General features: G+C 68.9%; 17 protein-coding genes. 8 read left to right on the top strand and 9 right to left on the bottom strand.

Annotation, left to right across the window (positions count from 1 at the left end):
* Nucleotides 1–210: 210 nt before the first annotated feature.
* Nucleotides 211–1,011, bottom strand: coding sequence for an SDR family NAD(P)-dependent oxidoreductase (locus L810_RS15430; protein WP_042974883.1), 801 nt, complete (start codon nt 1,009–1,011; stop codon nt 211–213).
* 136 nt (nt 1,012–1,147) lie between these two features.
* Between L810_RS15430 and L810_RS15425 the strand changes: the two genes are divergently transcribed.
* Entirely contained in the window at nt 1,148–2,119 is a 972-nt protein-coding gene (locus L810_RS15425) for a GlxA family transcriptional regulator (RefSeq protein ID WP_021159220.1), read from the top strand.
* Nucleotides 2,120–2,196: 77 nt separating this feature from the next.
* Complete coding sequence (locus L810_RS15420; protein WP_021159219.1) at nt 2,197–3,345, top strand: epoxide hydrolase family protein; 1,149 nt, start codon at nt 2,197–2,199, stop codon at nt 3,343–3,345.
* Between the two features lie 102 nt (nt 3,346–3,447).
* Here the strand turns inward: L810_RS15420 and L810_RS15415 are convergent, their stop codons facing one another.
* On the bottom strand, nt 3,448–3,939 hold the full coding sequence (locus L810_RS15415; RefSeq protein WP_021159218.1) for a 2,4'-dihydroxyacetophenone dioxygenase family protein: 492 nt from the start codon (nt 3,937–3,939) through the stop codon (nt 3,448–3,450).
* A 168-nt stretch (nt 3,940–4,107) separates the two neighbouring features.
* Here L810_RS15415 and L810_RS15410 point away from each other — a divergent pair, with 168 nt between their 5' ends.
* The 3 genes from L810_RS15410 to L810_RS15400 are packed head-to-tail and all read left to right on the top strand — an operon-like array spanning nt 4,108 to nt 6,204.
* Nucleotides 4,108–4,578: a MarR family winged helix-turn-helix transcriptional regulator gene (locus L810_RS15410; RefSeq protein WP_021159217.1), complete on the top strand. Its 471-nt coding sequence runs from the start codon at nt 4,108–4,110 to the stop codon at nt 4,576–4,578.
* A 37-nt stretch (nt 4,579–4,615) separates the two neighbouring features.
* Nucleotides 4,616–4,951, top strand: a complete 336-nt coding sequence (locus L810_RS15405) for a hypothetical protein (protein WP_021159216.1) — start codon at nt 4,616–4,618, stop codon at nt 4,949–4,951.
* A complete protein-coding gene (locus L810_RS15400; protein ID WP_021159215.1) occupies nt 4,948–6,204 on the top strand; it encodes an MFS transporter in 1,257 nt (418 codons plus the stop codon). Before L810_RS15405 ends, L810_RS15400 begins: the two co-directional genes overlap by 4 nt.
* Nucleotides 6,205–6,316: 112 nt before the next feature.
* Here the strand turns inward: L810_RS15400 and L810_RS15395 are convergent, their stop codons facing one another.
* A complete protein-coding gene (locus L810_RS15395) occupies nt 6,317–7,270 on the bottom strand; it encodes a LysR family transcriptional regulator (protein WP_021159214.1) in 954 nt (317 codons plus the stop codon).
* A 105-nt stretch (nt 7,271–7,375) separates the two neighbouring features.
* On the opposite strand from L810_RS15395, the gene L810_RS15390 reads away from it, so the two are divergent.
* Together L810_RS15390 and L810_RS15385 are read left to right on the top strand one after the other, a co-directional pair.
* On the top strand, nt 7,376–8,734 hold the full coding sequence (locus L810_RS15390) for an aspartate aminotransferase family protein (RefSeq protein ID WP_021159213.1): 1,359 nt from the start codon (nt 7,376–7,378) through the stop codon (nt 8,732–8,734).
* Between the two features lie 49 nt (nt 8,735–8,783).
* Nucleotides 8,784–10,301, top strand: coding sequence for a CoA-acylating methylmalonate-semialdehyde dehydrogenase (locus L810_RS15385; protein WP_021159212.1), 1,518 nt, complete (start codon nt 8,784–8,786; stop codon nt 10,299–10,301).
* Between the two features lie 130 nt (nt 10,302–10,431).
* On the opposite strand, the gene L810_RS15380 is transcribed toward L810_RS15385, so the two are convergent.
* The 4 genes from L810_RS15380 to L810_RS15365 form a co-directional block, all read right to left on the bottom strand.
* On the bottom strand, nt 10,432–10,806 hold the full coding sequence (locus L810_RS15380; RefSeq protein ID WP_021159211.1) for a COG4315 family predicted lipoprotein: 375 nt from the start codon (nt 10,804–10,806) through the stop codon (nt 10,432–10,434).
* Between the two features lie 331 nt (nt 10,807–11,137).
* Nucleotides 11,138–12,073, bottom strand: coding sequence for a DMT family transporter (locus L810_RS15375; protein WP_021159209.1), 936 nt, complete (start codon nt 12,071–12,073; stop codon nt 11,138–11,140).
* 127 nt (nt 12,074–12,200) lie between these two features.
* On the bottom strand, nt 12,201–13,133 hold the full coding sequence (locus L810_RS15370) for an AEC family transporter (RefSeq protein ID WP_021159208.1): 933 nt from the start codon (nt 13,131–13,133) through the stop codon (nt 12,201–12,203).
* Nucleotides 13,134–13,324: 191 nt separating this feature from the next.
* Nucleotides 13,325–14,209: a LysR substrate-binding domain-containing protein gene (locus tag L810_RS15365; RefSeq protein WP_021159207.1), complete on the bottom strand. Its 885-nt coding sequence runs from the start codon at nt 14,207–14,209 to the stop codon at nt 13,325–13,327.
* A gap of 314 nt (nt 14,210–14,523) precedes the next feature.
* Here L810_RS15365 and L810_RS15360 point away from each other — a divergent pair, with 314 nt between their 5' ends.
* Nucleotides 14,524–15,768 (top strand): serine hydrolase domain-containing protein, encoded by a 1,245-nt coding sequence (locus L810_RS15360; RefSeq protein WP_021159206.1) that lies wholly within the window; start codon nt 14,524–14,526, stop codon nt 15,766–15,768.
* Between the two features lie 17 nt (nt 15,769–15,785).
* On the opposite strand, the gene L810_RS15355 is transcribed toward L810_RS15360, so the two are convergent.
* Together L810_RS15355 and L810_RS15350 are read right to left on the bottom strand one after the other, a co-directional pair.
* The gene (locus tag L810_RS15355) at nt 15,786–16,616 is read right to left on the bottom strand and encodes a GntR family transcriptional regulator (protein WP_021159205.1); all 831 of its coding nucleotides are present in this window, start codon (nt 16,614–16,616) and stop codon (nt 15,786–15,788) included.
* Nucleotides 16,617–16,747: 131 nt separating this feature from the next.
* Nucleotides 16,748–17,683: a helix-turn-helix transcriptional regulator gene (locus tag L810_RS15350; RefSeq protein WP_021159204.1), complete on the bottom strand. Its 936-nt coding sequence runs from the start codon at nt 17,681–17,683 to the stop codon at nt 16,748–16,750.
* Nucleotides 17,684–17,760: the final 77 nt, after the last annotated feature.

Below are 17,760 nucleotides of genomic sequence, written 5' to 3'. Positions count from 1 at the left end.
CGGAATCGTCTGTCGGTATGCGCGATTTGCGCCGATCGGGAACGAATCCGGTGCATGTTTCGGCAGACGAATCCACCGATCGGCACGTGCCGGGAAACGTGCCGCGGACCCCGGGACGATCGGCAGCGATTCGCTGCCTGTCACCGGGTTCCGCGGCGCGTCCCGGAGGGCGCCGCGCTTGCTGCCTTCGACCTGCGGGACGTCGGGCGGTCAGCGTGCCGTCGCGTAGCGCGGCGCGGGCGTATCGGCCGACAGGTGCGGGGCCATCGTGCGGCGCGCGGCCTCGTAGGCGTCCCATTCGTCACCCGCATGCAGCGACGGGATCGTCACGAGTTCGCCGCGCTCGAAAGCGACCAGCGCCGCGTCGACCAGGTCGGACGCCGACATCACGATTTCCTTCGGCAGATGCTCGAGCGGCAGGCCGCCCGTCTGCCAGAAATCGGTGGCGGTCGCGCCGGGCAGCACGGCCTGCACCTGCACGCCCTTGCCGGCGAGTTCGTGGTGCAGCGACTGGCTGAACGCGAGCACGAACGCCTTCGTGCCGCCGTACACGCCGTTCAGCGTTTCCGGCGAGATCGCGACGATCGACGAAATATTGATCACCGCACCGCGGCCGCGGGCGACGAAGCCGGGCACCGCCGCGTAGGTGAGGCGCGTGAGCGACGTCACGTTCAGGTCGATCATCCGGGTCATCGCGTCGACGTCGCTGTCGAGCAGCGGCGCGTGCGTGCCGACGCCCGCATTGTTCACGAGCAGCGTGATGCTCGCATCCTGCTTCAGCTTCGCCTCGACGGCGGCGAGGGCCGCGCGGTCGTTGAGGTCGGCGTCGACGATCTCGACGCTGCGCTGCGTGTCGTTCGTGATGCGATCGGCGAGGGCGGCCAGCCGGTCGCGGTTGCGGGCGACCAGGATCAGGTCGTAACCGCGGCGCGCGAGGCGGTCCGCGTAGACGGCGCCGATGCCCGACGAGGCGCCGGTAATGAGGGCGGTACCGCGATGTGCTTGCGTCATGATGTGCTCCGTTTCGATGGGATTGGCCGGATGGCGTGAAGCCATTCTGGCCGTGAATCGCTGTGACATAAATGACGTAGATGGGTATGATTCAGGACATCGGGCCAACTCACTGGCCGGGGACGGGAGAACGCACATGCACCGCATCGGTTTTCTGATCAGCGACGGCTTCCAGATCATGGCGCTCGCCGCGCAGTCGGTGTTCGAGTACGCGAACATAGGCATGAGCGAGCCGTTCTACGTGATGGGCAACTATTCGGTCGATGGTGGCGACGTGCGCTCGTCGCTCGGGCTGCCGGTCGCCACGCACGCGCTGCGCGGGCAGCTTGCCGTCGATACGTGGATCGTCGCGGGCGTCAACGATCCGGTCGCGTCGCCGGCGCCGCCCGGCGTCGTCGCGTTCCTGCGCCGCGCCAACGCGCGCGCGCGGCGGATCGCCGGCATCTGCACGGGCGCGTTCGTGCTGGCCGAGGCCGGGCTGCTCGCGCAGCGCCGCGCGACGACGCACTGGGCGTTCGGCCGCGACCTGCAGCGGGACTACCCGGAGATTCGCGTCGAGGAAGACCGGATCTACATCGTCGACGGCCCGATCTGGACGTCGGCCGGGATGACGGCCGGCCTCGACCTCGCGCTCGCGATGGTGGAAAAGGACCTGGGCGCGGATGCCGCCCGGTCGGTCGCGCACAAGCTCGTGATGCACCAGCGGCGGGCCGGCGGCCAGTCGCAGCATTCGGAAATGCTGGATCTCGCGCCGAAATCCGACCGGATCCAGAACGCGCTGAACTACGCGCGGCAGCATCTCGGCCGCGCGCTGACCGTCGAGGATCTCGCCGAAGCGGTGCACCTGAGCCCGCGCCAGTTCAGCCGCGTGTTCACGCTCGAGACGGGGCAGTCGCCCGCGAAGGCGATCGAGCGGCTGCGGCTGGAGTCCGCGCGGCTGATGATCGAGCAGAGCCGCCATTCGCTCGACGTGATTGCGAAGGAAAACGGCTTTCGCGACCGGCGGCACATGCGCGAGGCGTTCGTGCGCGGGTTCGGCGTGCCGCCGCAGGCGGTGCGGCGCGACGCGCGGGCGGATGAGCGGTCGGGCGAGCGGGAGGCGGGCTGACGCGTGCGCGCGAGCCGCTCTGCGCGCGCCGGAAAAATCGCGCAGAATCTCGTCGAGCCGCTTCGCGAGGAGACCCGATGCACACCGCCCCGTTCGACATTGCGATTCCCGATCACGCGCTCGATGACCTGCGCCGGCGCCTGCGCGCCATGCGCGCACCGGCGCTGACCCCCGCGGAGCCATGGCAGCAGGGCGTCGACGGCGCCTGGTTGCGCGAGCTGACCGCGTACTGGGCCGAACGCTTCGACTGGCGTGCGGCGGAGCGTGCGCTGAACCGGCTGCCGCAGTTCGTCGCAGACGCAGGCGGGCAGCGCGTGCATTTCATCCATCGACGCGGCGTCGGGCCGAGGCCTTATCCGCTCGTCATCACGCACGGCTGGCCCGGCTCCGTCTTCGAATTCGACGCGCTGATCGATCGCCTCTGCGACCCGGCGGCGTTCGGCGGCGATCCGGACGACGCGTTCGACGTCGTCGTGCCGTCGCTGCCCGGTTTCCTGTTCTCGCCGGCGCCCGCCGCACCCGGCATGTCGGCGTTTCAGGTCGCCGACCGCTGGGCGGCACTGATGTCCGGTCTCGGATACCGCCGCTTCGGCGCGCAAGGCGGCGATCTCGGCGCAGGCGTGTCGATTGCGCTCGGCGCGCGGCATGCCGACGTGGTGGACGGCCTCCATCTGAACTTCCTGCCCGGCAGCTACGAGCCGCCGACCGACGCGGCCTTGCCGCTGACCGACGAGGAACGGGCGTTCGTGACGCAGCGTGGCGAGTGGGCCGCGCTGGAAGGCGGATACGCGCATGTCCACATGACGAAGCCGCAGACGCTCGCCGTCGCGCTCAACGATTCGCCGGCCGGACTGGCCGCGTGGATCGCCGAGAAATTCCGCGCGTGGAGCGATTGCGACGGCGACCTGGCGCGGCGGTTTTCGCAAGACACGCTGCTGACCGGCATCTCGTTGTACTGGTTCACCGGTTGCATCGGCTCGTCGATGCAGATGTATTGGGAAAACCGGCTGCAGCCCATGCGCTTCGCGGCCGGTCAGCGCGTGGCGGTGCCCGTCGCGTTTGCGCGTTTTCCGAAGGAAATCGGCCGCCCGCCGCGCAGCTGGCTCGAACGGGTGTTCGACGTCGTGCAGTGGACCGACATGCCGAGCGGCGGCCATTTTGCCGCGATGGAGGAGCCGGATCTGCTGGCCGACGATGTCCGGCGGTTTTTCCGGCGGTTTCGGTAATGCGCGGGCAGGCCGGGGACGTTGGCGAAGCGCGCCGGCTGCCACCCGCACATCGGCGCGAGCCGGCACCACACGCATCGCGACGCGGCGATGCCGCCAGTCTTAGCGCGTGACGAACGGCGCCGCGTCGCCCGGCACCGTGCGCGCATGCTTGCGCTGGCGCAGCAGCGCGACGCGGCAGTTCTCGCGCGCGGTTTCGCGGCCTTCGTCGTCGAGCAGCACCAGATCGCCGCGCATCACGTTCAGCGTGATCACGTCCTTGCCCGGTGCGCCGAGCGTTTCCGGCGTATGCACCGAGCCGGCCGGTTCGAGCACCGTCGAGCCGGCGTGCGCGATCCAGTCGTATTCGAGGTAGCGCCACGCCCCCTGCAGCGTATGGACGAATACCTCGCCGTCGTGGCGATGGCGCGGCAGCGTCCCGCCGGCCGGCATCCTCAGCAGCGCGGTGAGCGTGTCCTCGGCCGCGTTGATGTGCAGGTACTTGATTGCGAGGCCGGGCAGGTCGGCGCTCATCGGCAGCCACGGCAGCGCGTCGCCGGGCAGGCACGAGATCGGCGGCAGGTCGGTGGAGAGCGGAGCGGACGGCTGCGTCATGGCGGGAAGCGGAGCGGAAATGGGGAGCCCGCATTATCGCAGAGCCGGCCTGCGCGGCCGAACGCGACGTTTCGCATCGGCTCGAGCGCAGGTGAAGGGACGATCCTTACAGGATGAAATATGCAGCTAAACTGTACAGTTTGACTGTACATCTGCTATCTTGAATTCATGAATCCGCCATTACCGCCCTCCGACGCGCTCCCACTGGCCGGTCTCGCCGGCGAACTCCGCATCTCGGTCGGCAAGCTGATGCGGCGGATGCGGGAGCAGATCCACCCGAACGACCTCACGTCATCGCAGAAGTCGGTGCTGTTGCGGCTCGACCGCGACGGCCCCGCGACCGTATCGGCCCTGGCGCGCGCCGAAAGCGTGCGTCCGCAGTCGATGCGCGTGACGGTCGCGACGCTCGAGACGCTGGGCGCCGTCAGCGGCGAGCCCGATCCGTCCGACGGCCGGCAGACGCTGATCGCGGTCACGCCCGGTTTCCGCAAGGTGCTGCAGGCCAACCGCGCGGCCAAGGACGACTGGCTGTTCCGCGCGCTGCACGCGCAACTGTCGGCCGCCGAGCAGGCCGAGCTCGCGTCCGCCGTGAAGCTGCTGCAGCGGCTCGCCGAATTCCAGGAAACGCCGCGCCCTTGAACCGCATCCGCCCGCTTGCCGAAAGGACAACCCGAACATGAACTTCCCGCATCTCGTCGCGTACTTCTTCGGCGGCGCGTTCCTCGCGAACGTCGTGCCCCATCTCGTCAGCGGATTGCGCGGCGAGCCGTTCCAGACCCCGTTCGCGAATCCGCCCGGGCGCGGGTTGTCGTCGTCCACCGTGAATGTCGTGTGGGGCGTCGCGAACCTCGTGATGGCTTATGTGCTGGTGTGCCGAGTGGGCGATTTCGACCTCCGGGTCACGGCCGATGTCGCGGCGTTCGGCCTCGGCATCCTCGCGCTCGGCCTGTTTCTCGCGCGGCACTTCGGCGAACTGCACGGCGGCAACGAGCCCGACCGGGAGCGGCCATGAGCGTGCCGGCGGCGGGCGTGTTCCGCTCGCTTCGCAGTTTCAACTACCGTGTGTGGGCGATCGGTTCGCTGGTGTCGAACATCGGTACGTGGGTCCAGCGCACCGCGCAGGACTGGCTCGTCCTCACGCAGCTCACGCATCACGACGCATCGGCCGTCGGCACGGTGATGGCGTTGCAGTTCGGGCCGCAGTTGCTGCTGTTGCCGTGGACCGGCTACGCGGCCGACCGCTTCGACCAGCGCAAGCTGCTGATGGTGACGCAGGCGCTGATGGGCGTGCTGGCGCTGGTGCTCGGCGCGCTGACGGTCACGGGTGTCGCGCGGCTCGAGCACGTCTACGTGTTCGCGTTCCTGTTCGGCTGCGCGGCGGCGTTCGACGCGCCCGTGCGGCAGACCTTCGTCGCCGAACTGGTCGGCGATCGCGAACTCGCGAACGCGGTCGCGCTCAATTCGACGTCGTTCAACGCCGCGCGGATGATCGGCCCGGCGGCAGCGGGTTTCATGATCGCGTCGGTCGGCACGGGCTGGGCGTTTGTCGCCAACGGGCTCAGTTTCTTCGCGGTGCTGGTGTCGCTGTTGCTGCTCCGCGAGGACGAACTGCGCGCGAACCTGCGGGCGGGCCGCTCGCGCGGCGGCCTGCTCGACGGGTTCCGCTACGTGTGGCGGCGCGACGACCTGAAGGCGATCCTCGTGATGCTGTTCCTGATCGGCACGTTCGGGCTCAACTTCCAGCTGTTCATCTCGACGATGGCGGCCAGCGTGTTCCACGTCGATGCGCGCGGGTTCGGCGTGCTGTCGTCGATGATGGCGGTCGGCACGGTGTCGGGCGCGCTGCTCGCCGCACGCCGCGAGCAGCCGCGCTTCCGGCATCTGTGGTTCGGCGCGGCGCTGTTCGGGCTCGGCTGCACGCTCGCCGCGCTGGCGCCGGGCTATTGGCTGTTCGCCGCCGCGCTGGTGCTGACCGGGATCGCCGCGATCACCTTCATGAACTCGACCAACAGCCTGATGCAGTTGTCCACCGAGCCGGCGATGCGCGGCCGCGTGATGGCGCTGCGCCTCGCGGTCGCGCTCGGCGGCACGCCGATCGGCGCGCCGGTGGCCGGCTGGGTCGCGAACCATCTCGGCCCGCGCTGGGCGCTCGGCGTCGGTGCGATGTCCGGTTTTGGCGCGGCGTTGGTCGCGACGCATTTCGTGAAGCGCAGCCGCGCGCAAGCGCAAGCCGACCGCGCGCGCGACCGGTTCGACGGCGTGTGACCGGGGCGACCGGGCGGGGCGCTGGTGCCGCCGCCGCGCTTGTCGGTCCCTTCATCGCCGGCACGCTGCCGCACGACGGGCGGCCGGGAGCCCGGTCCTTTGCGTGAGTCGCCTACGCCGCCGGCCGTGCCGTCGCCGCGTGCGCGGCTTCCAGACACGACTGGAACAGCAGCGCGGCCCGCGACGGCCGCGGCGAGCGCCGCAGCAGGCTCACGAACCGGCACCGGTAATTGAACCGGTGCGGCGCGATCGGCTGCATCAGCCCCTTGTTTTCAAAACTTTCCGCGTAATGGTCGGGCAGGAAGCCGAGATAGCGGCCGGACAGGATCAGCGTCGCGATCGACTCCTGATCCGACGCGGTCGCGCTGCGCGTGAGCTTCGCGCGGTGGCTCAGCTCCATGTTCGGCGAATGGAAGCCGAGCCCCGCGAACGCATGGTTGCGGATCGTCGTCCACGTGAGCTTGCCGTGCGGCGCGTCGTAAAGCGGATGCTGGCGGCCGCAGTACAGCAGCATCCGTTCGTCGAACAGCTCCGAATACACGAGGCTGCCGGAGTTGCGGTGCGCGGGAATGATCCCGACCTGGTAGCTGCCGTCGATGATCCCGCGCTCGACCTCGTTGATCGACGCGACATGCAGGTTCAGCGCGACGTCGGGCGCTTCGTCGGCGAACTGGCGAATTGCGTCGCCGAGGCGAGCGTTCGCGTTGGTGGCCGTCTTGTCGAACACCGCGACATGCAATTCGCCGCCCATCCGGTCGTGAATGCCGTCTATCCTGCTTCTAAACGCTTCCATCGACGCGAGCAGCCGCAGTGTCTCCTCGTACACGGTCTGCCCCTCGGGCGTCAGCGTGAAGCCCGCGCGGCCGCGCCGGCACAGCACGAGGCCGACGCGCGTTTCCAGGTCCTTCACGTGCCGGCTGATCGTCGAGATGCCGATATTCAGTTCCAGTTCGGCCGCCGCCATCCCGCCGCACTGCACGACGCCCTTGAAGACCCGCAGCAGGCGGAGATCCATGTCGCTGAGCTGCCCGAGCAGCGCGCGGCTCTTCGGTTTCTTTGCTTGCATAGTTGCGCAAGTGAACATTGATATTGCGATATTGAAGAGACTAATTGGCCTCCCGACAATGCGCAACATCATCACAAGAAGGAGGGGCGCGCCGCGCCGACCGACATGACCGACATCACCACCGCCGCGCAGCAGGACGACACGACCATCCGCACCGACGCCGCGTGGCTCGACGCGCACTGGATGCCGTTCACGGCCAACCGCCAGTTCAAGGCCGACCCGCGCATGATCGTGTCGGGCAAGGGCGCGTATTACACGGACGCCGAAGGCCGCAAGATCTTCGACGGCCTGTCGGGCCTCTGGTGCACGGGCCTCGGCCACGGCCGCACGGAAATCGTCGAAGCCGTGAGCCGCCAGGTCGCGCAGCTCGACTACGCGCCGGCGTTCCAGTTCGGCCATCCGAAATCGTTCGAGCTCGCCAACAAGATCAAGGAACTGACGCCGGCCGGCCTCGACTACGTGTTCTTCACGGGGTCGGGCTCGGAAGCGGCCGACACCTCGCTGAAGCTGGCCCGCGCGTACTGGCGCGCGAAGGGCAAGGGCACGAAGACGCGCCTGATCGGCCGCGAGAAGGGTTATCACGGCGTGAACTTCGGCGGTATCTCGGTCGGCGGGATCGGGCCGAACCGCAAGCTGTTCGGCCAGGGGATCGACGCCGACTTCCTGCCGCACACGCAACTCGCCGAAAACAAGTTCTCGCGCGGGATGCCCGAGCACGGCGCCGAGCTGGCCGACCGCCTGCTCGACCTGATCGCGCTGCACGACGCGTCGAACATCGCGGCCGTGATCGTCGAGCCGTTCTCCGGTTCGGCGGGCGTGGTCGTGCCGCCGAAGGGTTATCTGAAGCGCCTGCGCGACATCTGCACCGCGCACGACATCCTGCTGATTTTCGACGAAGTCATCACGGGCTTCGGCCGTGCCGGCGCGATGACGGGCGCCGACGCATTCGGCGTGGTGCCGGACATCCTGAACTTCGCGAAGCAGGTGACGAACGGCGTGCAGCCGCTCGGCGGCGTGGTCGCGACGAAGGAAATCTACGACACGTTCATGGCCGCGGGCGGCCCCGAGTACATGCTCGAGTTCCCGCACGGCTACACGTATTCGGCGCACCCGGTCGCGTGCGCGGCCGGCGTCGCGGCGCTCGACCTGCTGGTGAAGGAAGACGCGGTGGCCCGCGTGCGCGATCTCGCGCCGCATTTCGAGGCGGCCGTGCACGGGCTGAAGGGCCAGCGCCATATCGCGGACATCCGCAACTACGGGCTGGCTGCCGGCCTGACGATCGCGGCACTGCCGGGCGAGCCGGCACGGCGCCCGTACGAGATCGCGATGCGCTGCTGGGCCAAGGGCTTCTACGTGCGCTACGGCGGCGACACGATCCAACTGGCGCCCCCGTTCATCTCGGAGAAGCGCGAGATCGACAACCTGGTCAACGCGCTGTCCGACGCACTGAACGAAGTGGACTGAGCCGCGGCGCGCACCGACCGACAACCGAATTCACGAAAGAGCCTCAACGATGAAACACGACAGCAATGTGACCTCCACCGTCGGCCACCTGATCGACGGCAAGCGCGTCGACGGCGGCAGCCGCGTCCAGCCGGTGTTCGACCCGGCGACCGGCGAATCGCACAAGAGCGTCGCGCTCGCCGACAAGCTGACCGTCGAAGCCGCGATCGCGTCCGCGCAGGCCGCGTTCCCGGCCTGGCGCAACACGCCGCCGCTGAAGCGCGCCCGCGTGATGAGCCGCTTCAAGACGCTGCTCGAGGAACACGCCGACGAACTGTGCGCGCTGATCACGGCCGAGCACGGCAAGGTGCTCGCCGATGCGATGGGCGAACTGCAGCGCGGGATCGAGAACGTCGAATACGCGACCTACGTGCCCGAGCTGCTGAAGGGCGAGCACAGCAAGAACGTCGGCCCCGCGATCGATTCGTGGAGCGAGTTCCAGGCGCTCGGCGTCGCGGCCGGCATCACGCCGTTCAACTTCCCGGTGATGGTGCCGCTGTGGATGTGGCCGATGGCCGTCGCGTGCGGCAACACGTTCGTGCTGAAGCCGTCCGAGCGCACGCCGTCGTCGACGCTGCGCATGGCCGAGCTCGCGCTCGAAGCGGGCCTGCCACCCGGCGTGCTGAACGTCGTGAACGGCGACAAGGAAGCGGTCGACACGCTGCTGACCGACCCGCGCGTGAAGGCCGTGAGCTTCGTCGGCTCGACGCCGATCGCCGAATACATCTATTCGACCGGCTGCGCGCACGGCAAGCGCGTGCAGGCGCTCGGCGGCGCGAAGAACTTCGCGGTCGTGATGCCGGACGCCGACATCGGCAACGCGGTGAACGCGCTGATGGGCGCCGCGTACGGGTCGTGCGGCGAACGCTGCATGGCGATTCCGCTGGTCGTCGCGATCGGCGACGAGACGGGCGACAAGGTGGTGGCGGGCCTGAAGGCCGAGATCGAGAAGATGAAGGTCGGCCCGGGCAATGGCGCGGGCGTCGACATGGGCCCGCTCGTCACGCAGCAGCATTTCGAGAAGGTGACGGGCTTCGTCGACGCCGGCGTGGCGGCGGGCGCGACGCTCGTCGTCGACGGCCGCGGCGTGAAGGTCGACGGCCACGACGGCGGTTATTACCTCGGCCCGTGCCTGTTCGACAACGTGAAGCCCGGCATGCCGATCTACCAGCACGAGATCTTCGGGCCCGTGCTCGGCGTGATCCGCCTGAAGTCGCTCGACGAGGCGATGGCGCTGATCGACGCGCACGAGTACGGCAACGGCACGTGCCTGTTCACGCGCGACGGCGAGGCCGCGCGCTACTTCAGCGACAACATCCAGATCGGCATGGTCGGCATCAACGTGCCGCTGCCGGTGCCGGTTGCCTACCACTCGTTCGGCGGCTGGAAGCGGTCGCTGTTCGGCGACCTTCATGCGTATGGCCCGGACGCCGTGCGTTTCTACACGAAGCGCAAGACGATCACGCAGCGCTGGCCGTCGGCCGGCGTGCGCGAAGGAACGGTGTTCAGCTTCCCGTCGAACCGCTGACGCGCTACCCGGCCGCATGAACCGGCCGCCTGCGGGCGGACGGTGCAACGCGGCCGGCGCGATCGCGAGCAGGCCCGTCCGGATCGACGATCCGGGCGGGCTTTTTTACGTCCTCGCGGCGGAACGACGCTTACGGCGCAACCACGTGCCACATGTCCTTGAAGTTGTCGCCGTTGCGGTCGCCCTGTTTCATGTCCTTCGAGAAGAAGTACAGCGGCTTGCCCTTGTATGCCCATTGCGGGCTGCCGTCGTCGCGCTTGACGATCGTGTAGGGCCCGACCGGAACGTCGGTCGCGCTGGCCTTGTAGGGCGGCCAGAAGGATTCGCACTGGCCTGTGCACGCGCTGGTGCCGGCGTTGGCCTTGTCCTTGTCGAACGTGTAGACGGTCATCCCGTTCGCGGCGACGAGCGAACCGTTTTCGACTTTCGTGATCGAGCCTTGAGCCGACGCCGATGCGGATGCAATGGCGAGCAGGGCGGAGCTGACGAGCAGCGCGGCTTTCATGAGGGCCTCCTGTAATCCGGTGGGCGGCCGCGATCGTGCACGGGCGAGCGTGCGCCGGGATCGCGATGAATGGTGCCGGAGCGCGGCGCCGTCGCCGATGCGAGCGACGCAGGGTCGAATGGCGACAAACGGAGCGCTCCATTCACGATAGGCGGTTTTTGGCGGGGCTGCGAGAACATCGGGGGCGTATCGGCGGGCATATCGGGGGCGTATCGTGGGGCGTATCGGTATCGGCCGCCCGTCTGCGTCACGCAATGGGCCGTGATCGCCGCCGCGCGTCGTTCCGGTATTCGACATCCGTCCCCGAGTGCGCGTCGCGCCCGCCCATCGATCAGCGTTTCGCGCGATTGGTCAGCGCGACGCCCGCGATCACGAGCGCACCGCCCACCAGCATCGACGGCGACAACGGCTCGCCGAGCAGCGCGACCGACAGCAGCACGCCGAACACGGGTACCAGGTTGGTGAACACGGCCGCGCGGGCCGGCCCGAGTTCGCGGATGCCCTGCGAATACCAGACGAACGCGACCACCGTGCCGATCGCGCCGAGATAGAGCATCGACGCGACGGCCTGCCACGTCAGCGGCGTGCCGCTGCCGGCGGGCGAGCCGAACAGGTGCGCGACGACCAGCAGCGCGAGGCCCCACAGCGCCGCATACGTCGTCGCCGCCAGCGGCGACAGCCCGTCGAGCGCGCGCCGGCCGATCACGGTATAGGCGGCCCAGCTCAGCACCGCGCACAGCATGAAGCGTTCGCCGGCACCGAACGTGTTGCCGAGATCGGTCAGCACCCGCAGCAATGCGCCGCGGCTGATCACGACCAGCGCGCCGACCAGTGCGACGGCGATGCCGGCCCAGCGCGATAGCGACAGGCGTTCCCCGCGCACGACGATCGACAGCAGCACGGCGGTGGCGACCGGGTTCAACGCGACGAACAGCGCGGTGCGGCCCGCCGGCATCCGCGCGAGCGCCGCGAAAAAACACACGTTGTACAGGAAGATGCCGGTCGCACCGAGCCCGAAGGTCGTCAAGATCTGGCGGCCGCTCAGCTTCGGCAGCCCGCCTTCGGTCTTCCACGTCAGCACGACCAGCATCAGCGCGGCGATCGCGAAGCGGCCGGTGGCTGCCGAGGTCGCGGACATCGTCGCGGCGAGGATCCGGCCCGCGATGAACGTCCCGCCCCAGAACAGCGCGACGAGCGTGAGCTTCACGTAGACGGCCGCGTGCGGCCGGGTAGCGGCGATGGCGGCGGGTGGGGCGGGAGCGTTCATGTGACGGGGTTTTCTCGGTGAGCGCCTGCGGCAACGCGTGAACGAGCGCGCGCGGCCGGTCATGCCGAATCGCGCGATGGCCCGCGTGCAGGCTGGATTCAGGAGGAAATGGGCGGTCGTTGCGTTGTCAGCGAAACGCGGGTGCCGACGCGAGCGCGGTCAGCACGACGGGCATCGCGAGCGCCGCCGCGATCGTCTGGAACGCGGTGATGCCGGCCATCAGCGGCGCGTCGCCGCCGAGCTGGCGCGCCATGATGTACGACGCCGACGACGTCGGCAGCGCCTGGAACAGCAGCGCGACCGTCAGCGCGGCATCGCCGAGCCCGAACAGGCGGCCGGCGGCGAGCGTGATGAGCGGCATCGCCATGAACTTGAACGCCGACGCGACGCAGACTGGCTGCAGCCACGCACGCGCCGCATCGAATTTCAGTGCCGCGCCCACGCACAGCAGGCCGAGCGGCATCGACGCGGCGCCGAGCGCGCGCACGGCCGGCTCGACGGCCGCCGGGAACGTGACGCCGCCGGCCTGCAACGCGATCCCGAGCGCGCACGCGACGACGAGCGGATTCGACAGGATCTGGCGCACGAGGGCCGCCGCGCCGAGCCGCGTGCTGCCGTAGCGCGCGAATACGAGCACGCACATCAGGTTGACGGTCGGGACGATCGCCGCGACGCACACGGCCGCGAGCGCGATGCCTTTTGCGCCGAACAACCCGGCCGCGAGCGCGGTGCCGACATAGTTGTTGAAGCGCACGGCACCCTGGAACACCGACGTGAAGCCGGCGCCGTCGACCTGCACGAACGGGCGAACCAGCAGGAGAAGCGCCGCGGCGAGTGCGGTCGAACCGACCAGCGCCGCCGCGAGCGGTAAAACGGGCAGTGACTGCAGCCGCGCGTTCGCGAGGCCGTCCGCGAACAGCGCGGGCAGCAGCACGTAGTAGCACAGCCGCTCGGCCTGCGGCCAGAACGCGTCGGCGATGAAGCCCGTGCGCCGCAGGCCGTGGCCGCACGCGACCAGCAGCGCGACCGGCGCCAGCGCGAGCAGGATCGGGCCGATCATCGGGGCGCCTTCACATGAGGCGGCGTGACCGTGCAGGCCGTGCGGGCCGCGGCGAGCGACTGGCACGCAAAACGGCGGAACGAGGCGGGCATCCATCCGGCGGGCAACATGGCGACACGCAAGCGAAAGAGTGACGATGGCGCCAAGTTAACACGCGCAAGCAACAGGAATAATGGTTAATTATCGGGTGTTCAATGAGAAATTCTCATCGATGACGCGGTGACTTCGGCCGCCAGCGCGCGCGCGAAACGTTCGGCCGGACGCGACTGGTGTTCGAGCAGGACGACCGCGCGCCCCATCTGCGGCTGGCCGAACGGCAAGCGCGTGACGGGCGGCAGGCGCGCAAGCGTCGAATCGGGCAGCGCGACGATCGCCGCGCCGAGCCCTCGCGCGACCATGCGCGCGATCGTTTCCGCGCTGTCCAGCACCATCTCCTCGCGCACCCGCACGCCGATGCGGCGCAGTTCGGCGGCGATCATGCGGCCGGCCCACGCCTGCGCATCGAAGCGGATGAACGGCAGTGCGCCGAGCAGCGTGCCCGCGTCGCGTTCCGCCTGGTTCGGCGGCGCGAGCAGCCAGAAGCGATCCTCGTACAGTGTGGTCCACGTGAGTTCCGCCGGATGCGGGCGCACGGGGCGTGTCGTGATCGCCGCATCGAGTTCGCCCGCCGCGACGCGGTTCGCCAGTTCGGCCGACATGCCGGCCGACACGTGCACGCGCAGCCCCGGATGCGCAGCGCGCAGCGCGAGCAGCGCGTCGGGCAGCGGGCCCGACAGCGCGGTCTGGATCGCGCCGATCCGCAGGCGGCCGACGAGCTTCTTCTCGTCGCTGAGCGCATCGGGAATCCGGTCGACCAGCGCGAGCACCTGCTCGGCCTGCGCGAGCAGGATGTTGCCGGCCTCGGTGAGTACCGGCTGCCGGCGCGAGCGATCGAACAACTGCACGTTGTATTCGCTTTCCAGCGTCTTGATCTGCAGGCTCACCGCCGATTGCGTGAGGCCGATGGCTTCGCCGGCGCGCGCGAAAGTCCGGTATCGGGCGATGGCGACCAGCGTTCTGAAGGCGCGGAGTGACATAAGCGGGCTGAGGTGGGAAGAGGCAGCCGTGTGCGAAACGCAGCCCGGCCGGCGCATTCGCAATGCGACGAGGGGAAACGGGGTTCGCAAGGCAGCCGCCAGGGTTCGCGACATCATGCCCGCGCGCCTCGAATCGGGCAACCGGCCCACATGAGACGCGCCGCATGTTGCCGACGCGTCGCGCCGGTTCACGCATTCTTCAAAATGATATAGTTCTATTTTTAGAATGTTTGGACCGGACAAGCGCGCTGCCCGAAGCGAGGCGGGCGCGGGTTCCGGCGCGTCGAGACCGAAGTGGAAAGAGGAGCAGGGGCATGACCAAGGTGGCATATCCGGGTTTGTCGTCGCAGCGGCTGAAAGCGCTCGACATGCGGCTGAACGAACGGTACGTGGCGTCCGGGCGCTTGCCGGGGGCGGTGACGATGATCCATCGCCGTGGCGAGCTGGCGCACGTGAACGTCGTCGGTTCCATGGACGTCGAGCGCGCGAAGCCGATGCGCGAGGACGCGATTTTCCGCATCTATTCGATGACCAAGCCGATCACGAGCGTCGCGTTCATGACGCTGGTCGAGCAGGGTCGGGTGGCGCTCGACGATCCCGTGTCGAGTGTGATTCCGGCATGGAAGGACCTGGGCGTCGCCGTGGCCGGCGCACGGAGCCTCGGCGGGTTCCAGACCCGGCCGGTCGCGCGCGAGATGCTGATGGTGGATCTGCTGCGCCACACGGCGGGGTTGTCGTATTTCTTCCAGGCCAGGACGAACGTCGATGCCGCGTACCGCGAACTCGCGATCGGCGAACCGGGCAACCCGGGCGGTCTCGACGGCATGATCGCGGATCTGGCCGGGCTGCCGCTCGACTACTCGCCGGGCGATGAGTGGAATTATTCGGTCGCGACGCACGTGCTCGGCTATCTCGTCGAGAAGATCTCCGGGCAGCCGTTTGCCGACTACCTGAAGCATGCGCTGTTCGATCCCATCGGCATGCCCGACACCGGTTTCTTCGTGCCGGACGAGCAGGCCGAGCGCCTGTGCGCGTGTTATTGCCCGGGCCCGGATGGCGCTCTCGTGCTGCAGGACGACCCGGCGACCAGCGCGTTTCGCCGGCCGCCGGCGCTGGCTTCGGGCGGCAGCGGGCTCGTGTCGACGGCCGGCGATTACCTGCGCTTCTGCCGGATGCTGTTGAACCGCGGTTCGATCGACGGGCACCGGATCCTGAGCCCGAAGACCGTCGAACTGATGACGATCAACCATCTGCCGGGCGGCCGGACGCTCGACCGGATGTCGCGCTCCACGTTCAGCGAGGCCGTGTATCCGGGGCTCGGGTTCGGGCTCGGCTTCGCCGTGACGCAGGACCTTGCCGCGACGATGCAGCCAGGCAGCGTCGGCGATTACTTCTGGGGCGGTGGCGCCAGCACGGCTTTCTGGATCGATCCGGCCGAAGACCTGATCGTGGTGTTCATGACGCAGCTTCTGCCGTCGACGACATACCGGATTCGCCGCGACCTGCGGCATTGGGTCTACGGGGCGATGTGCGACGACGATGGCGACGCGGCGGCTTGAAGGGCGGGGCAGGCGGGTCAGGCCGCCGGCTTGCGCGTGCCTTTCCGGGTTCCGGCACGCGGTGACGGGATCAGGTCGGCGCTCCGGTCGTTACCGTCGAGATCGTGCGTGATGTCGAGCACGAAACGGTCGGCGCGATACAGGTAGAGCCCCGCATGGACGATGCAGCCGTCGCCGTCGGTCCACCAGCGGCGCATGCGAATCAGCATGTCGGCCATGCTGAAGTCGGCACCGTCCGACGCGAGCAGGTCGGCCGTCTCCTGGTCCGCATAGGCGGCCGTGATTTCCTGGCGTGCCTTCGCGAGCGGAAGACGGTTGTATTGACGGACGAGATAGCCGACCTTGCGCCGCGCGTCGCTGCCCTTCGGAAACCGGTCGTAGGTTTCCCGCGCGACGTAGCTGTCCATCACGCCGTAAGGCGCGCCGTCGTGCAACTGAAGCGTGCGGATCCGCATGTAGGCGGCGCGCATGGGTTGGCCCGTCTGCAACGCGGCGGGCAGCGCGGTCACGGCTTCGCGCAGCAGCACGCGCAGGGTCTGGCCGGGTGCGAGTTGCAGCGGATCGTTGATCGCGGCGCGCAGCGCCGGGTTATCCGGCGGAGAGAGGACATCGGCCGTGACGAACGTGCCGCGCCCGCGGGCACTGCTCACGAGCCCTTCGGCGCTCAGTTCGGCCAACGCCTGGCGCACCGTGATCGTGCCCGCCCGATAGAACGCGCACAGCTCGGGAATCGGCGGCAACTGGTCGCCGCGCTTCCACTCGCCTTGATGGATTCGTCCGCGAAGCAGGCTGGCAATCCGCGCATAAAGGGCGACCCCTTTGCGTTCGGCGGGCGACGACGGGTTCAATCACGGGCTCCTGGAATCGTGCGGGTGGCGGGGTGACCGGGCGGGGCAGGCATGCGCCTGTCAATGCCCAACATTCTACTCTTGGAATGTATGGCGCCATTCGCGAGGCCGGGCCGTGACGCCGCCGTGCGTCACACCCACAGCCGGTACATCCAGAACGATTCGTCTTCGATGAAGCGCTGCGTGAATTCGCTCGGCGAGAATCCCGTGATGCGCTTGACCTCGCGGCTCAGGTGCGCCTGATCGGCGAATCCTTCGTCGAGCGCGAGCGTCGCCCAGTTGAACGCGGTGCCGGCATCGAACCGGTCGCGCGCCGCGAAGAACGCGCTTTCCGTCCTGACGAGCGCCTGCCATTCGCGCAGCGATCGGCCGCTGTAGGTCTTGATGCGCCGTTCGACCTGGCGCGGGCTGTGCGTGCCGCGCCACTCGCGTGCCTGCAGCGCCAGACGCTCGACCCAGCTGCGCCCCGCATTGCGAAGCGAAGACAGCGGCGTCGCGGGCCGCAGCGCCCGCCAGCGAGGCGCGAGATGACGATCGATCGCCGCCAGCACGTCCGCGTCGCCATCGGCGCCGAGCAGTGCATCGAGCAGCGGGTGCCAGTCGCGGCCGAGGCACGCGTGTGCATCGAGCACGCGGTCGTGGATGTCCGGCAGCGCGATGCCGAACAACGTCCGCGCGGCGTCGGCGGTGAAACAGATAATGCCGATCAGCCCGCCCGTCGGCGCCCACGCGACGGTGGGAGACGAATGGCTGCCCGACAGCGTCGCCGCCGCGCCGAAGGGGCGCCACCGCGGGCCGTCGGGGGCGGGCTCGATGAAGCCCACGTCGAGATCCCGGTACCACGACACGCAGACGAGCGGCGTGGCCGGAAAATGCGAAAGCCGTTGCGCGTCGCTCGACGCGACGCCGCGCGAGTCGCACAGAACGATCGCGACCACCGCGCCCTGCAGCGCGGCAGGCGCGGGATGCAGCCGCGCATGCGGCAGCCGCCCGCCGCCCGCGACGCGAGGCGCGCGGGCAAGCGGATCGGGACATGACAGCGGAATCGATGGCGGGCCGGAGAACATGACGCCGCAGTATAGGGACGGGGCCAACGCGTGTCGATGTCGTTTGCGTTCAAGACCGCCGCCGCACCGATGCGGAG

Source organism: Burkholderia sp. AU4i (assembly GCF_000466765.1).
GTDB lineage: Bacteria > Pseudomonadota > Gammaproteobacteria > Burkholderiales > Burkholderiaceae > Burkholderia > Burkholderia cepacia.
The sequence above is the reverse complement of the archived record's forward strand: the minus strand, read 5'-3'. Positions and strand labels throughout refer to the sequence as shown.

What these genes read in the sequence shown, in the direction of transcription:
- L810_RS15430 (WP_042974883.1), bottom strand. Translation starts at nt 1,011, where the DNA reads ATGACGCAAGCACATCGCGGTACCGCCCTCATTACCGGCGCCTCGTCG.
- L810_RS15390 (WP_021159213.1), top strand. Translation starts at nt 7,376, where the DNA reads ATGACCGACATCACCACCGCCGCGCAGCAGGACGACACGACCATCCGC.
- L810_RS15415 (WP_021159218.1), bottom strand. Translation starts at nt 3,939, where the DNA reads ATGACGCAGCCGTCCGCTCCGCTCTCCACCGACCTGCCGCCGATCTCG.
- L810_RS15425 (WP_021159220.1), top strand. Translation starts at nt 1,148, where the DNA reads ATGCACCGCATCGGTTTTCTGATCAGCGACGGCTTCCAGATCATGGCG.
- L810_RS15360 (WP_021159206.1), top strand. Translation starts at nt 14,524, where the DNA reads ATGACCAAGGTGGCATATCCGGGTTTGTCGTCGCAGCGGCTGAAAGCG.
- L810_RS15365 (WP_021159207.1), bottom strand. Translation starts at nt 14,209, where the DNA reads ATGTCACTCCGCGCCTTCAGAACGCTGGTCGCCATCGCCCGATACCGG.
- L810_RS15385 (WP_021159212.1), top strand. Translation starts at nt 8,784, where the DNA reads ATGAAACACGACAGCAATGTGACCTCCACCGTCGGCCACCTGATCGAC.
- L810_RS15420 (WP_021159219.1), top strand. Translation starts at nt 2,197, where the DNA reads ATGCACACCGCCCCGTTCGACATTGCGATTCCCGATCACGCGCTCGAT.
- L810_RS15350 (WP_021159204.1), bottom strand. Translation starts at nt 17,683, where the DNA reads ATGTTCTCCGGCCCGCCATCGATTCCGCTGTCATGTCCCGATCCGCTT.
- L810_RS15405 (WP_021159216.1), top strand. Translation starts at nt 4,616, where the DNA reads ATGAACTTCCCGCATCTCGTCGCGTACTTCTTCGGCGGCGCGTTCCTC.
- L810_RS15410 (WP_021159217.1), top strand. Translation starts at nt 4,108, where the DNA reads ATGAATCCGCCATTACCGCCCTCCGACGCGCTCCCACTGGCCGGTCTC.
- L810_RS15370 (WP_021159208.1), bottom strand. Translation starts at nt 13,133, where the DNA reads ATGATCGGCCCGATCCTGCTCGCGCTGGCGCCGGTCGCGCTGCTGGTC.
- L810_RS15380 (WP_021159211.1), bottom strand. Translation starts at nt 10,806, where the DNA reads ATGAAAGCCGCGCTGCTCGTCAGCTCCGCCCTGCTCGCCATTGCATCC.
- L810_RS15395 (WP_021159214.1), bottom strand. Translation starts at nt 7,270, where the DNA reads ATGCAAGCAAAGAAACCGAAGAGCCGCGCGCTGCTCGGGCAGCTCAGC.
- L810_RS15375 (WP_021159209.1), bottom strand. Translation starts at nt 12,073, where the DNA reads ATGAACGCTCCCGCCCCACCCGCCGCCATCGCCGCTACCCGGCCGCAC.
- L810_RS15400 (WP_021159215.1), top strand. Translation starts at nt 4,948, where the DNA reads ATGAGCGTGCCGGCGGCGGGCGTGTTCCGCTCGCTTCGCAGTTTCAAC.